Annotated in this window: 14 protein-coding genes; 7 read left to right on the top strand and 7 right to left on the bottom strand. The window is 72.5% G+C overall.

Annotation, left to right across the window (positions count from 1 at the left end):
* Positions 1 to 2: 2 nt before the first annotated feature.
* A complete protein-coding gene (locus FHX33_RS03245) occupies positions 3 to 659 on the bottom strand; it encodes a lysoplasmalogenase (protein WP_021758803.1) in 657 nt (218 codons plus the stop codon).
* Between the two features lie 107 nt (positions 660 to 766).
* Here FHX33_RS03245 and FHX33_RS03240 point away from each other — a divergent pair, with 107 nt between their 5' ends.
* Genes FHX33_RS03240 through FHX33_RS03230 form a run of 3 tightly spaced genes read left to right on the top strand, consistent with a single transcriptional unit; the run spans position 767 to position 2,485 of the window.
* Entirely contained in the window at positions 767 to 1,930 is a 1,164-nt protein-coding gene (locus FHX33_RS03240) for an inorganic phosphate transporter (protein ID WP_021758801.1), read from the top strand.
* A complete protein-coding gene (locus FHX33_RS03235) occupies positions 1,927 to 2,247 on the top strand; it encodes a hypothetical protein (RefSeq protein WP_021758799.1) in 321 nt (106 codons plus the stop codon). Before FHX33_RS03240 ends, FHX33_RS03235 begins: the two co-directional genes overlap by 4 nt.
* A 58-nt stretch (positions 2,248 to 2,305) precedes the next feature.
* The gene (locus FHX33_RS03230; RefSeq protein WP_039921305.1) at positions 2,306 to 2,485 is read left to right on the top strand and encodes a hypothetical protein; all 180 of its coding nucleotides are present in this window, start codon (positions 2,306 to 2,308) and stop codon (positions 2,483 to 2,485) included.
* Between the two features lie 104 nt (positions 2,486 to 2,589).
* On the opposite strand, the gene rpsO is transcribed toward FHX33_RS03230, so the two are convergent.
* Positions 2,590 to 2,859: a 30S ribosomal protein S15 gene (gene rpsO, locus FHX33_RS03225; RefSeq protein ID WP_021758795.1), complete on the bottom strand. Its 270-nt coding sequence runs from the start codon at positions 2,857 to 2,859 to the stop codon at positions 2,590 to 2,592.
* Between the two features lie 114 nt (positions 2,860 to 2,973).
* Positions 2,974 to 3,738, bottom strand: coding sequence for a VOC family protein (locus tag FHX33_RS03220; protein ID WP_021758793.1), 765 nt, complete (start codon positions 3,736 to 3,738; stop codon positions 2,974 to 2,976).
* A gap of 86 nt (positions 3,739 to 3,824) precedes the next feature.
* On the opposite strand from FHX33_RS03220, the gene FHX33_RS03215 reads away from it, so the two are divergent.
* Complete coding sequence (locus FHX33_RS03215) at positions 3,825 to 4,865, top strand: NAD(P)-dependent alcohol dehydrogenase (RefSeq protein WP_021758791.1); 1,041 nt, start codon at positions 3,825 to 3,827, stop codon at positions 4,863 to 4,865.
* A 24-nt stretch (positions 4,866 to 4,889) separates the two neighbouring features.
* Here the strand turns inward: FHX33_RS03215 and FHX33_RS03210 are convergent, their stop codons facing one another.
* On the bottom strand, positions 4,890 to 5,489 hold the full coding sequence (locus FHX33_RS03210) for an acyl-CoA-like ligand-binding transcription factor (RefSeq protein ID WP_183428154.1): 600 nt from the start codon (positions 5,487 to 5,489) through the stop codon (positions 4,890 to 4,892).
* Positions 5,490 to 5,581: 92 nt separating this feature from the next.
* On the opposite strand from FHX33_RS03210, the gene FHX33_RS03205 reads away from it, so the two are divergent.
* On the top strand, positions 5,582 to 6,340 hold the full coding sequence (locus FHX33_RS03205) for an SDR family NAD(P)-dependent oxidoreductase (protein WP_021760525.1): 759 nt from the start codon (positions 5,582 to 5,584) through the stop codon (positions 6,338 to 6,340).
* 36 nt (positions 6,341 to 6,376) lie between these two features.
* On the opposite strand, the gene pdxR is transcribed toward FHX33_RS03205, so the two are convergent.
* Positions 6,377 to 7,804: a MocR-like pyridoxine biosynthesis transcription factor PdxR gene (pdxR, locus tag FHX33_RS03200; protein WP_183428153.1), complete on the bottom strand. Its 1,428-nt coding sequence runs from the start codon at positions 7,802 to 7,804 to the stop codon at positions 6,377 to 6,379.
* 95 nt (positions 7,805 to 7,899) lie between these two features.
* On the opposite strand from pdxR, the gene FHX33_RS03195 reads away from it, so the two are divergent.
* Positions 7,900 to 8,340: a carboxymuconolactone decarboxylase family protein gene (locus FHX33_RS03195; RefSeq protein WP_021762497.1), complete on the top strand. Its 441-nt coding sequence runs from the start codon at positions 7,900 to 7,902 to the stop codon at positions 8,338 to 8,340.
* An 83-nt stretch (positions 8,341 to 8,423) separates the two neighbouring features.
* Here the strand turns inward: FHX33_RS03195 and FHX33_RS03190 are convergent, their stop codons facing one another.
* Together FHX33_RS03190 and FHX33_RS03185 are read right to left on the bottom strand one after the other, a co-directional pair.
* Positions 8,424 to 8,798, bottom strand: coding sequence for an FKBP-type peptidyl-prolyl cis-trans isomerase (locus FHX33_RS03190; RefSeq protein WP_039921815.1), 375 nt, complete (start codon positions 8,796 to 8,798; stop codon positions 8,424 to 8,426).
* Positions 8,799 to 9,014: 216 nt separating this feature from the next.
* Positions 9,015 to 10,406 (bottom strand): FAD-binding oxidoreductase, encoded by a 1,392-nt coding sequence (locus tag FHX33_RS03185; protein WP_183428152.1) that lies wholly within the window; start codon positions 10,404 to 10,406, stop codon positions 9,015 to 9,017.
* Between the two features lie 91 nt (positions 10,407 to 10,497).
* On the opposite strand from FHX33_RS03185, the gene FHX33_RS03180 reads away from it, so the two are divergent.
* Positions 10,498 to 12,000, top strand: coding sequence for an AlkA N-terminal domain-containing protein (locus FHX33_RS03180; RefSeq protein ID WP_183428151.1), 1,503 nt, complete (start codon positions 10,498 to 10,500; stop codon positions 11,998 to 12,000).
* Positions 12,001 to 12,012 lie beyond the last annotated feature (12 nt).

Genomic DNA, 12,012 nt, shown 5'->3' with positions numbered 1-12,012 from the left:
CGTCAGCCCAGGGCCGGAACGAGCGCGGCGGAGCGCGCGCGGCGCACGACGCCGAACGCGATCAGGCCCTGCGCAGCGATGTACGTGACCATGATCGCGAGATCGACCTGCGGCATCGAGAAACCGGGCAGGAACCGGTCGAGGCCGAGGAGGCTGTCCGAGACGACGAAGCAGGCGGACCCGGCGGCGATCCACGGCGAGCACGCCGACCCTGCGACGCCGAGCACGGCGAGCGTGAGCCCGTAGACCGCGAGCGGCACGAGCAGCGCGCCCGCGTGAGGCGCAAGCACGACGAGCAGCGCGACGAACCAGACCGCGTAGACGGCGGACCACCAGCGCGGACGCCCGGCGCGCATCCGGCGCACGAACAGCACGATGTACGCGATGTGACCCAGCAGGAAGAAGCCGAGCCCGATCAGGAAGCCGATCCCGGCGTCCATCAGCGACACGTCTCCCAGCCAGCCGGACAGGATGCCGAGGCCGGCCCAGAGGGCGGTGCCGGAGCGGCGGGCGGCAGGCGGGAGCGCCAGGAGCAGCGCGAACAGCAGAGCGGGCATGAGCAGCGGCTTCGTCGCGGCGACGGCCCCGTCGGCCCCGACCGCGATCGCGACGAGATGGACGATGCCGACGACGACGTACGGCAGAAACGGGAGTGCCACGACGCCGACACTAGCAACCGCCAGAGTTCACCCCGCGTTCACACGCGGCCGCCGGATCCGGCGTACTCAGGAGACCGTAACGGGAACCTGACGGAAGGCGGACGCAGATGGATGTGCTCATCACCGTCGTGCTGGTCGTCGTGATCGCCCTCGTGTTCGATTTCACGAACGGCTTCCACGACACGGCCAACGCGATGGCGACCTCGGTGGCGACCGGGGCGCTGAAACCACGGGTGGCGGTCGCCATCTCGGCCGTGCTGAACCTCGTCGGGGCGTTCCTCTCGACCGAGGTCGCCAAGACGATCTCCGGCGGCATCATCCAGGAGGGCGGATCGGGCGTCGAGATCACACCGACCCTGATCTTCGCGGGTCTGGTCGGCGCCGTGCTGTGGAACCTCACGACCTGGTACTTCGGCCTCCCGTCGAGCTCGACCCACGCCCTGTTCGGCGGGCTCATCGGCGCCGCGATCATCGGCGGCGGCCTGAACGCCGTGAACTGGGGCGTGCTGCTGACGAAGGTCGTCATCCCGGCGCTGCTCTCGCCCGCCGTCGCCGGCCTGGTGGCGCTGCTGGCCACCTACGCGGCCTACCGCATCACCGCGAACGCACGGGCGCACGGGGCGGAGGCGGGGTTCCGGCACGGACAGACCGTCTCGGCCTCGCTCGTTTCCCTGGCGCACGGCACGAACGACGCGCAGAAGACGATGGGCGTCATCACGCTGACCTTCATCGCCGCGGGCTACCAGAGCGCCGATTCCGGCCCCGAGCTGTGGGTGATCCTGGCCTGCGGACTCGCGATCGCCCTCGGCACCTACCTCGGCGGCTGGCGCATCATGCGCACCGTCGGCAAGCGCATCACCGACGTGAAGTCCCCGCAGGGTTTCGCGGCCGAGACGAGCGCCGCCGCGACCATCCTCGTGTCGTCGCACCTCGGCTTCGCGCTCTCGACGACGCAGGTCACCTCGGGCGCGGTGGTCGGCAGCGGGCTGGGCAAGAAGCTCGCCTCCGTGCACTGGGGCATCGTCGGACGGATCGCGACCGCCTGGGTCGTCACGCTGCCGGCCGCCGCGCTCGTGGGCGGTCTCGCGGCCTGGGTCGCGTCGACCAGCGTTCTCGGGCTGGTCGTGGTCGCGGTGGTCGCCCTGCTCGGCGGCCTGGGGCTCTACGCCCTGGCGCGGCGGCACCCGGTCACGCGCGAGAACGTGAACGACGTGGACGAGCAGACGCCCGACGCGCGCGCCACCGCGTCGGCGGGGACGGAGGCACGATGAACGCGACACACATCCTGCACGCCGCGGACGACCCGGGAGCCGGCCAGTTCCTCGGGGTCGACTGGGGGTCGTTCGTCGTGGTGCTCCTCGTCGCCCTCGCCGCGACGGTGGTGATCGTCTGCTTCTACGCCCTCGCGCTCCGGCTGCTGTCGCTCGGTGCTCCCCTGGACGGCTCGGACGAGCGCTCGACGGCCCCGGCCGCCGCCGCGACGTTCCACCGGCCGCCGCTCGCCACCGTCGCGGCCGTGGTGTGCATCGCCATCTGCGTCGCTGCGGTGCTCTACGGGATCTGGCTGGTCATCCCGCAGTTCCACTAGGGGTTGTCGGGAGGGCCGTGGCGCGGGATGGTGGAGTCCGACCGACCCGAGGAGCACCATGGCTGAAACGCCCGACCACGACGACGCCCGCACCGACCAGCTGACCACCGCGCCGAAGGCGACCGAGGAGGATGCCGCACCCCGCATCGAGGTCGGCGAAGGCGACGAGGGCCGCACGCGGATCGACCTCCGCGACGACTCCCCCGTGCGGCCGGGAACCGATCCCGAGCACCGCTGACCTCGCGGACGACGTCCGCGCACACAGAACGGGCCGCCACCCGAAGGTGACGGCCCGTCCCGAAGAAGTTCGCGGTGTCAGCGAAGAGCTGACATCTGCGGAGACTAGCGACGCAGTCCGAGGCGCTCGATGAGCGCACGGTAGCGGTTGATGTCGATGTCCGACAGGTAGCCCAGCAGACGACGACGCTGACCGACCAGGAGAAGCAGGCCACGACGCGAGTGGTGGTCGTGCTTGTGCTCCTTGAGGTGCTCGGTGAGATCCTTGATCCGCTTGGTCAGGATCGCGACCTGGACCTCGGGGGAACCGGTGTCACCGGGGTGGGTAGCGTACTCTTCGATGATCGCCTTCTTGATATCAGCATCCAGTGCCATAGACGGGATCCCCTTCCTGTTCGTTGCGCGGTGCCCGGGGCCTGATGCCTGGGCTCTCTTTCTCCGCGGCCGTTAGACGGCAACCTGAGGAGTCTACCAGACGGTGCCGGTGTCTCAGCCCGCCGGGCGCTCCGGCTCGAGCAGCGCGAACCCGCCTCCCTGCGGGTCGGCGACGACCGCCCAGCGCCCGACACCGGGCGCCGCGATGGGCTGCTCCAGCACCGTCCCGCCGAGGGCGACGAACCGCTCCAGCGCCTCGTCGAGCTCGGCGACGGTGAAGTAGACGAGCCAGTGCGCGGTCGTACCCTCGGGGGCCTCCGTGGCGCCCGCGACGCTCGTCGTACCGACGTCGAACAACCCGTACGGGGCGTCGCCGACGCGCATCTCGCTGACGCTCACGCCCAGCACGGAGACGTAGAAGGCGAACGACCCCTCCACCCCGTGCTCGACGAGCTCCAGCCAGTCGACGGCACCGGGCTCGTCGCGCAGCCAGGGCGAATCCTGCTCCCGCTGCCAGAGGCCGAAGACGGCACCGGCCGGGTCGGCGACGATCGCGAGCCGGACGCCGGGTGCGAGGTCGCCCGGCGGAAGCAGCACGGCCCCACCGCCGGCCGTCGCGGCCGCGGCGGACGCATCGATGTCTGCGACGGCGAAGTAGAGCGTCCACACGGACCGCTCGACACCCGCGGGGAGCGGACCGATCGCGGTGACGGGGATGCCGCGAAGGGTCGCGATGGAGTAGCCGCCGGTCTCGGCGGCGGCGTCGGGCGCATCCCACCCGAAGAAGGCGCGGTAGAACGCGACGGCGCCCGGCTGGTCGGACGACTGGAGGTCGACCCAGATCGGCGTGCCAGGCGGGAAGCTCTCGATGGTCGTCATGCGCACACGGTACCGCCGCGCGGGTGGACGTGGGGAGCCCGTCGCGGTCCTAGAGCGGCGCGATCCCCCGGAGTAGCGTCCTGACCATGAAGGCATTGCAATATCGCGAGATCGGCTCCCGTCCCGTCGTCGTCGAGGTCCCCGATCCGGAGGTCGGGCCCGGCCAGGTCCTGCTGAAGGTCACCGCCGCCGGGGTGTGCCACTCGGACGAGTTCATCATGGGCCTCCCCGCCGAACAGTACGTCTACGGCCTGCCCCTCACCCTCGGGCACGAGGGCGCCGGGATCGTGGAGGCCGTGGGCGCCGGCGTCACGGGCGTGCACCCCGGCGACGCGGTCGCGGTGTACGGGCCGTGGGGCTGTGGACGCTGCCACATGTGCGCCCAGGGCAAGGAGAACTACTGCCTCAACGCCCAGGCGGAGGAGATCCGGCCGCCCGGGCTCGGAGCGCCCGGCTCGATGGCGGAGTACATGATCGTCGACAGCGAGCGCCACCTGGTGCCGCTCGACGGCCTCGACCCGGTGAAGAACGTCTCGCTCACCGACGCCGGCCTCACGCCGTACCACGCCATCAAGAACTCGCTGCCGAAGCTCGGAGCCGGCACGACGGCCGTCGTGATCGGGACGGGCGGCCTCGGCCACGTGGGCATCCAGATCCTGCGCGCCATCAGCGGGGCGACCGTCATCGCGCTCGACGTCAACCAGGAGAAGCTCGACCTCGCGACCGCGGTCGGCGCGCACCGCACGTTCCTGTCGAACCCGGACGCGGTCGCTTCGGTGAAGGAGCTGACCGGAGGGCGCGGCGCGGACGCGGTCTTCGACTTCGTCGGCGTGCAGCCCACGGTCGAGCTCGCCGGCGCGATGGCGGCGGCGGAGGGAGACGTCACCATCGTCGGGATCGGTGGCGGAGCACTCGCGGTCGGCTTCGGCCGCATCGCGTACGACGTGGCGGTGCGCACGCCGTACTGGGGCTCGCGCGCCGAGCTGATCGAGGTGCTGGACCTGGCGCGCGCCGGGCAGGTGGAGGTCGAGATCGAGACGTACTCGCTCGACGAGGCCCCGACGGCGTACGAGCGCCTGCACGAGGGGAAGATCCGCGGGCGCGCGGTCATCCTCCCGAACGGCTGAGGCCGAGCCGGAACGAGCCGCGGGTCAGAACCCGCGCAGCAGCTCGTCGAGGGCGGCCACCGCGATCGCAGCGGGGTCGCCCTCGTCGTTGCGCGCCCACCAGATCAGCGCCGAGAAGTTGGCGGAGCCGAGGGCGCCCGCGAGCACCTGCACCCGCAGGCCGTCGACGGGCTCGCCGAGCCGGCGCGCGAGGAATGCCGCGACCATCCCCTGGTCGGCGCTCAGCCGCGCGAGGCCGAACGCGATGAGCGCCGGGTCGGAACCGAGCAGGCGCAGTCGCCGGCGGGTCGCCTCCACGGCGTCGGGGGCGAGGTCGAGGGAGGCGGTGATCGCGCGGGCCAGCGCATCCCGTACCGGCTCGTCGTCGGGCGCCGTCTCGAGCACGGCGTTCATCCGCTCGACGACCGGCTCCATCCCGCCCCACACCAGGGCGGGCTTGCTCGGGAAGTAGCGGAAGAGGGTGCGCCGGCCGATGCCCGAGAGCTCGGCGATGTCGTCCATGGTCGTCGCCTCGTAGCCGTGCTCGTCGAAGTGCCGCAGGGCGAGGAGCGCGACGCTCTCCGGGTCGACGTCGGCGGGACGCCCGCGGCGGCGGGGAGCGGGATCGGCTGTCGGCGAACTCATGGGTTCCATTATGGCACCGAGTGCTATAAATAGGTCGACGCCCGGTGCGGGCGTCGCAGGTTCCGTCGAGGAAGACCCGAGGAGAGAACACCATGAGCACCACCACGCCCGGCCGTTTCGCCGGCAAGACCGCCATCGTCACGGGAGCCGGCTCCGGCATCGGCAAGGCCACCGCGCTGCGCCTCGCGTCCGAAGGCGCCCGCGTCATCGGCAGCGACATCTCGGCCGAGCGGCTCGCCGCGCTGGTCGACGAGAACCCCGGCCTCGAGATCGCCACCGTGGCGGGCGACGTCTCCAGCGAGGACACCATCGCGAAGCTGCTGGAGGCCGCGGGCGGCCGGGTCGACGCCCTCGCGAACGTCGCCGGCATCATGGACGGCTTCCTGCCGCCGGCCGAGGTCGACGACGCCACCTGGGACCGCGTGTTCACCGTGAACGTCACGGCGATCATGCGCCTCAGCCGCGCCGTCCTGCCGCTCATGGTCGAGGCGGGTTCCGGCTCGATCGTGAACGTCTCGTCCGAGGCGGGCCTGCGCGGCTCCGCCGCCGGTGCGGCGTACACGGCCTCCAAGCACGCCGTCATCGGCCTGACCAAGAGCACCAGCGTGTTCTACGCACCGAAGGGCGTGCGTGCGAACGCCGTCGCCCCCGGCGGCGTCGCGACCAACGTCGAGGGCACCATGCGCTCCGCGTGGGCCGGCGAGCGCCTCGGACCGCTGCTGCAGACGGTCGTCCCGCCGGTCGCGCAGGCGGAGCAGCTCGCCGCCTCCATCACCTGGCTGCTGAGCGACGACTCGGCCAACGTCACCGGCGCCGTGCTCGCCTCGGACGGCGGCTGGTCCGCGATCTGATCCCGGCGCCAGGCGCCCGGAGTCCGGACGCGCGGTTCACGGCCGCGGCTGCTCGCGCGACACCGCGTCGGCGAGCAGCCGCAGGCCGTCCGGGATGTCCTCGGCTGAGATCGCCCCGAAGCCGAGCAGCAGCCCCTCCCTCCGCTCGCCCGCACTGAATCGCGGGAGCGGCTGCACCGCGACGCCCGCCGTCGCGGCACGGGCCGCGACGCGATCGGAGTCGAAGCCCGGCCCGCGGGGACGCAGCGCCAGGTGCAGACCGGCGACCGACGGGACGACCACCAGGCGATCGCCCAGCACGCGCCCCGCCTCCTCCACCACGATCCGCTGCCTCCCCTCGTAGACCCGGGTCGCCTGGCGCACGTGCCGCGCGAATCCCCCGGAGTCGAGGAAGCGCGCCATGGCGTGCTGCGAGACCGGCTCGCCGTGCCAGTCGGTCAGGCGCTTCGCGTCGCGCAGGGCCGGGAGCAGCGAGGGCGGCGCCACGAGGAAGCCGAGCCGGAGGGTCGCGAGCATCGTCTTCGAGAACGTGCCGACGTAGACCACGCGGCCGTCCGCGTCGAGACGCTGCAGCGGATCGAGCGGCCGCGAACGGAAGCGGTACTCGCTGTCGTAGTCGTCCTCCACGATCACCGCGTCGTGCCGTGCGGCCCACTCCAGCAGCGCGACCCGGCGGTCGATCGGGAGCACGCCGCCCAGCGGGAACTGGTGCGACGGCGTCACGTAGACCAGGCGCGCCGGGGGCAGGAGGTCCACCCGCAGCCCGTCGTCGTCCACGGGCACCGACACGACCCGGGCGCCCATCGTCTCGAACAGCTGCCGCACCGGAGGGTAGCCGGGATCCTCGACCGCGACGGTGTCTCCGGGCCGGAGCACGACCCTCCCGATCAGGTCGAACGCCTGCTGCGCGCCGCTGGTCACCAGCACGTCGTCGGGATCGGCGACGACCGAGCGGGCCAGCCCCAGGTGCCGCGCGATGCCGGATCGAAGCCGCTCGGCCCCGGCGGGGTCGCCGTAGTGCGCCGTGCGCAGGAGCCGCCCGCGCAGCTCGGCGTCGACGTAGCGCCGCCAGTCCGCGAGCGGGAAGAGCGCGGGGTCGGGGGTCCCCACGCCGAAGTCGTAGGCGACGGGATGCGGTTCGCTCCAGAGCGGGTCGGCGCGCCCTTGCCAGGCCGGAGCCGGGAGGGCGGCTCCCGGGGTGGACCGACGGATGCCCGGAGCACCCGTGACCGCCGCCACGAAGGTCCCGGACCCGACGCGCGAGACGAGGTACCCCTCCGCCGTGAGGCGCTCGTACGCCGTGGTCACCGTCGCGCGGGCGACCTCCAGCCGCGCGGCGAGCTCCCGCGTCGGGGGCACTCGCTCCCCCGGGCGCAGGCGGCCGTCGAGGACGGCGTCGCGGAGGGCGCGGTAGATCCGGTCGGCGCGGTCGCCCCGTCCCTCCAGCGCCACGTGCAGTTCCATCGCGCCTCCAGGAGTCGGTCTGTCGAAAATCGGTCTGTTCGCAATCGCTCGAATTGGAACTTACACCGAACCAATGCCGCTCCTAGCGTGGAGGCATGACAGAACGGATCCAGATATCCTCCCTCGCCCGCGAGGGCTACCGCGCGGTCGTCGCGCTCGACAGCTACGTCGGCGAGCACGTCGATGCCCCGCTCGGCGACCTCATCAAGCTGCGCGCCTCGCAGCTCAACGGCTGCACCTTCTGCGTCGACATGCACTCGGTCGACCTGCAGGGCGGCGGTTACCCGCTCCGCAAGGTGTTCGCGGTCTCCGCCTGGCGCGAGTCGACCTGGTTCACGGAGCGCGAGCGGACCGCCCTGGAGCTGACGGAGGCCGTGACCCTGATCCACGACGGCGGCGTCTCCGACGAGCTCTACGACCGGGCGCTGGCCGAGTTCGGCGACGAAGCGCTCGCGAACCTGATCCTCGCGATCGGCACCATCAACATCTGGAACCGCATCGCCATCCCGACCCACATGCACCCGCCGGCGCTCTGAGTCGTCCGATCGATCCCACACCCCGAACGACGAAGCGCTCCCTGCGGCCATGCCGAGGGAGCGCTTCGTGCCGTGCGGTCGGATCAGCTGACGCCGAGCAGGTCGATGACGAAGATGAGGGTCTTGCCCGAGAGCGGGTGACCGCCGCCGGCCGGACCGTACGCGAGCGCCGGCGGGACGGTGAGCTTGCGGCGACCGCCGACCTTCATGCCCGGGATGCCCTCCTGCCAGCCCTTGATGAGGTTGTTGAGCGGGAAGTTGATGGACTGCCCGCGGCTCCACGAGGAGTCGAACTCCTCGCCGGTCTCGTACTCCACGCCGAGGTAGTGCACGTCGACCTTGGCGCCGGGCGTCGCCTCGGCGCCGGTGCCCTCGACGATGTCGACGATCTCGAGCGTCGCCGGAGCCGGGCCCTCGGGCGCGTCGACTTCGGGCTTCTGGTTGGTGTTCTCTGCCATGTGCTCCATCCAACCGGTGACGGAGCACCGCGTCAAAGCCCGTTCGCTCTGCGCGCAGTCGGTCTGCGCGCGAGAAAGGTCTTGCGGTTCTCGCCGTGGAGGGGCACCCTAGTCGTATAACTCGACGTCCCGGGAGCGTTGCAGGCATCGCCGCACCACCGGGCGTCGAGTCTGTTAACGGCCCTGTCTCTGTCGACGGCCCTGTCGAGCTCGGCCCTAGCCGAACACCTTGCCGGGGTTGAGGATGCCGAGCGGGTCGAAGACCGACTTGAGCTTCACCTGGAGCTCGTACGAGTCCGGGCCGAGCTCGTCGGCCAGCCAGCGCCGCTTCAGCACGCCGACGCCATGCTCGCCGGTCAGTGTGCCGCCGAGCTCGACGGCCGTGCGGAACAGATCGCCCGCGGCCTCCCAGACCGCTGCCGGAGCCTCCTCCCCCTCGTAGACGAAGTTGGGGTGGAGGTTGCCGTCCCCGGCGTGCGCGACCGTCGGGATCGGGATGCCGTACCGCTGCGAGATGCTCTCGATGGCTGCGAACATCTCGGGCATGCGCGAGCGTGGCACCGCGATGTCCTCGATGAGCACCTCGCCGCTCCCGGCGAGCGCCGGATGGAAGGCGCGGCGGATGGCCAGCAGCCGCTCGCCCTCCGCGGTGTCGGCGGCGACGCTCACCGTGCCGCCGCTCTCAGCGATCAGGGCGCCGGCGGCCATCGCATCGGCGCCCGCCGACGGGCCGTCGAACTGCACGAGGAGGAAGCTGCCGCCGCCCGTCGTGCCGAAGGCGTCGGCGATCGTCTGCTCGCCGAGGTACGCGGAGATGCGTTCGAGCGCCGGGCCGTCGATCAGCTCCATCACCGCCGGGCGCAGCCGGGCGGCGGAGACCCGGGCGGCCGCCGCGGCCGCGGTGCGGACATCCGGGAAGATCGCCCCGAGGGTCCGCGGCTCCCCCGCCGGGATCGGGAGCAGGCGCACGGTCGCCCCGACGATCACGCCGAGCGTGCCCTCCGAGCCGACGAAGAGGGCCGTGAGGTCGAACCCCGTCACGCCCTTCACCGTCCGGTGGCCCGTCCGGATGAGCCGGCCGTCGGCCAGCACGACGTCGAGCGCCAGCACCGCCTCCCGGGTCACGCCGTACTTCGCGCAGAGCAGGCCGCCCGCGTTGGTGGCGATGTTGCCGCCGATGGTCGAGATCGCCCGACTCGCCGGGTCGGGCGCGAAGAACAGCCCGTACGGCTCGAGCGCATCGTTCAGGTCGGAGTTCACGACGCCGGGCTCGACCACGGCGAGCTGGTCCTCGGCGGAGATCTCGACGATGCGGTCCATCCCCGCGACCGAGAGCACGATCGCGCCGTCCGTGCCGTTGGCTCCGCCGGCCAGCCCCGTCCCGGCACCGCGCGGGACGACGGGGATGCGGAACTCGCTCGCCGCGCGCAGGGTCGCCTGCACGTGCTCCACCCGGGTCGCGTTCACGAGCGCGAGCGGCGCGCCGTCGGCGATCCAGCCGGAGCGGTCGGTGCGCACCGCGTCGAGGAGCACGGGATCCGTCGTGAGAACACCCGCCGCGATCGCCTCGTCGCCGAGGGCCGCGGTCAGCCAGTCGAGTACGTCCATCCGCCCAGGCTAGCGACGGCGGCGGGTGCGGCCGATCACTCATGTCCGTTTTCCGCTATCCGATGTCGGCGGCGCGTGTCAGGCTGAGGCCATGGCACGCACCACCGGCCCCACCTCCGACCCCCTCGAGGACCCCGTCTTCGCCGAGCGCTACCGCGCGATGAACGCGCGCGACACCCGTTTCGACGGCCAGTTCATCACCGGGGTCCACTCCACCGGCATCTACTGCCGCCCCAGCTGCCCCGCCGTCAGCCCGAAGCCGGGCAACGTGACCTTCTACCTCACCGCAGCCGCCGCACACGAGGCCGGGCTGCGCGCGTGCAAGCGCTGCCTCCCCGACGCCGTGCCCGGCTCACCGGAATGGAACATGCGCGACGACCTCGCGGCGCGCGCCATGCGCCTGATCTCCGACGGCACGGTGGAGCGGGAGGGCGTCCCCGGCCTCGCGCACCGGCTCGGCTACACGCCGCGCCACCTCGGGCGCGTGCTCACGGCCGAGCTCGGCGCCGGACCGCTCGCCCTGGCCCGTGCGCATCGCGCGCAGACGGCGCGGCTGCTCCTGACCGGCACCGATCTCCCGATCACCGATGTGGCGTTCGCCGCGGGATTCACGAGCGTCCGCCAGTTCAACGAGACGATCGCCGAGATCTACCGCACCACGCCCGGCGGCATCCGCGCGGCGGCCCGCCGCCCGGCAGCGGCCGCCCAGACCGAGGCGGGCGCGGCGACGCTGAGCCTGCGGCTCCCGGCCCGCGCACCGTTCGACGGGGCCTCCCTCCTCGCCTTCCTCTCGGCACGCTCCGTGGCGGGGATGGAGTCGGGAGGCGACACCTCCTACTCCCGCGCACTGCGCCTTCCGCACGGCCCGGCCGTCGTGCGGCTCGCCCTCATCGGCACCGCCGAGGCACCGGCCGTCCAGTGCGATGCGACCCTCGCCGATGTCGCCGACCTGGCGCCGCTGGTGGCTCGGGTGCGGCGCCTGCTCGACCTCGACGCGGACGCCGCCGCGATCGACGCCGCGCTCTCGGCGGATCCGGCTCTCGCCGCGAGCGTCCGCTCCGCCCCGGGCCTGCGCGTGCCCGGCGCGGTCGACGCCGAGGAGATCGTCTTCCGCGCCCTCATCGGCCAGCAGGTCTCGGTGCCGGCCGCCCGCACCGCGCTGACCCGGCTCACCGACGCGCTCGGGGAGCCCATCGATCTCGGCGGCTTCACCCGCCTTTTCCCCACCGCGGCCGCGATCGCCGAGCGCGGCCACGAGGTGCTGCGCGGTCCGGCTCGCCGCGTGGAGGCGATCATCGGCGTCGCCCGCGCCCTCGCGGACGGCTCGCTGCACGTCGACGTCGGCGAGTCCCGCGACGATCTGGAGGCGCGCCTCCTCGCCCTGCCCGGCATCGGCCCGTGGACCGCCGGCTACATCGCCCTGCGCGTGCTCGGCAGCCCGGACATCCTGCTCACCGGCGATCTCGCCCTGCGGCAGGGCGCCGCCCGGCTCGGTCTGCCCGGCGAGGCGCGAGCCCTCGCGGCGTACGGCGCCCGCTGGGCCCCGTGGCGCAGCTACGCCGGAATGCACCTCTGGCGGTCGAGCAAAGCGTAGGATCGCATCACA

The sequence above is a fragment of the Leifsonia aquatica genome (genome assembly GCF_014190775.1).
Taxonomy (GTDB): Bacteria; Actinomycetota; Actinomycetes; order Actinomycetales; family Microbacteriaceae; genus Leifsonia; species Leifsonia aquatica.
The sequence above is the reverse complement of the archived record's forward strand: the minus strand, read 5'-3'. Positions and strand labels throughout refer to the sequence as shown.

Coding starts and splice junctions, on each gene's coding strand:
- FHX33_RS03240 (WP_021758801.1), top strand. CDS start 767: ATGGATGTGCTCATCACCGTCGTGCTGGTCGTCGTGATCGCCCTCGTG.
- FHX33_RS03235 (WP_021758799.1), top strand. CDS start 1,927: ATGAACGCGACACACATCCTGCACGCCGCGGACGACCCGGGAGCCGGC.
- FHX33_RS03230 (WP_039921305.1), top strand. CDS start 2,306: ATGGCTGAAACGCCCGACCACGACGACGCCCGCACCGACCAGCTGACC.
- rpsO (WP_021758795.1), bottom strand. CDS start 2,859: ATGGCACTGGATGCTGATATCAAGAAGGCGATCATCGAAGAGTACGCT.
- FHX33_RS03220 (WP_021758793.1), bottom strand. CDS start 3,738: ATGACGACCATCGAGAGCTTCCCGCCTGGCACGCCGATCTGGGTCGAC.
- FHX33_RS03215 (WP_021758791.1), top strand. CDS start 3,825: ATGAAGGCATTGCAATATCGCGAGATCGGCTCCCGTCCCGTCGTCGTC.
- FHX33_RS03210 (WP_183428154.1), bottom strand. CDS start 5,489: ATGAGTTCGCCGACAGCCGATCCCGCTCCCCGCCGCCGCGGGCGTCCC.
- FHX33_RS03205 (WP_021760525.1), top strand. CDS start 5,582: ATGAGCACCACCACGCCCGGCCGTTTCGCCGGCAAGACCGCCATCGTC.
- pdxR (WP_183428153.1), bottom strand. CDS start 7,804: ATGGAACTGCACGTGGCGCTGGAGGGACGGGGCGACCGCGCCGACCGG.
- FHX33_RS03195 (WP_021762497.1), top strand. CDS start 7,900: ATGACAGAACGGATCCAGATATCCTCCCTCGCCCGCGAGGGCTACCGC.
- FHX33_RS03190 (WP_039921815.1), bottom strand. CDS start 8,798: ATGGCAGAGAACACCAACCAGAAGCCCGAAGTCGACGCGCCCGAGGGC.
- FHX33_RS03185 (WP_183428152.1), bottom strand. CDS start 10,406: ATGGACGTACTCGACTGGCTGACCGCGGCCCTCGGCGACGAGGCGATC.
- FHX33_RS03180 (WP_183428151.1), top strand. CDS start 10,498: ATGGCACGCACCACCGGCCCCACCTCCGACCCCCTCGAGGACCCCGTC.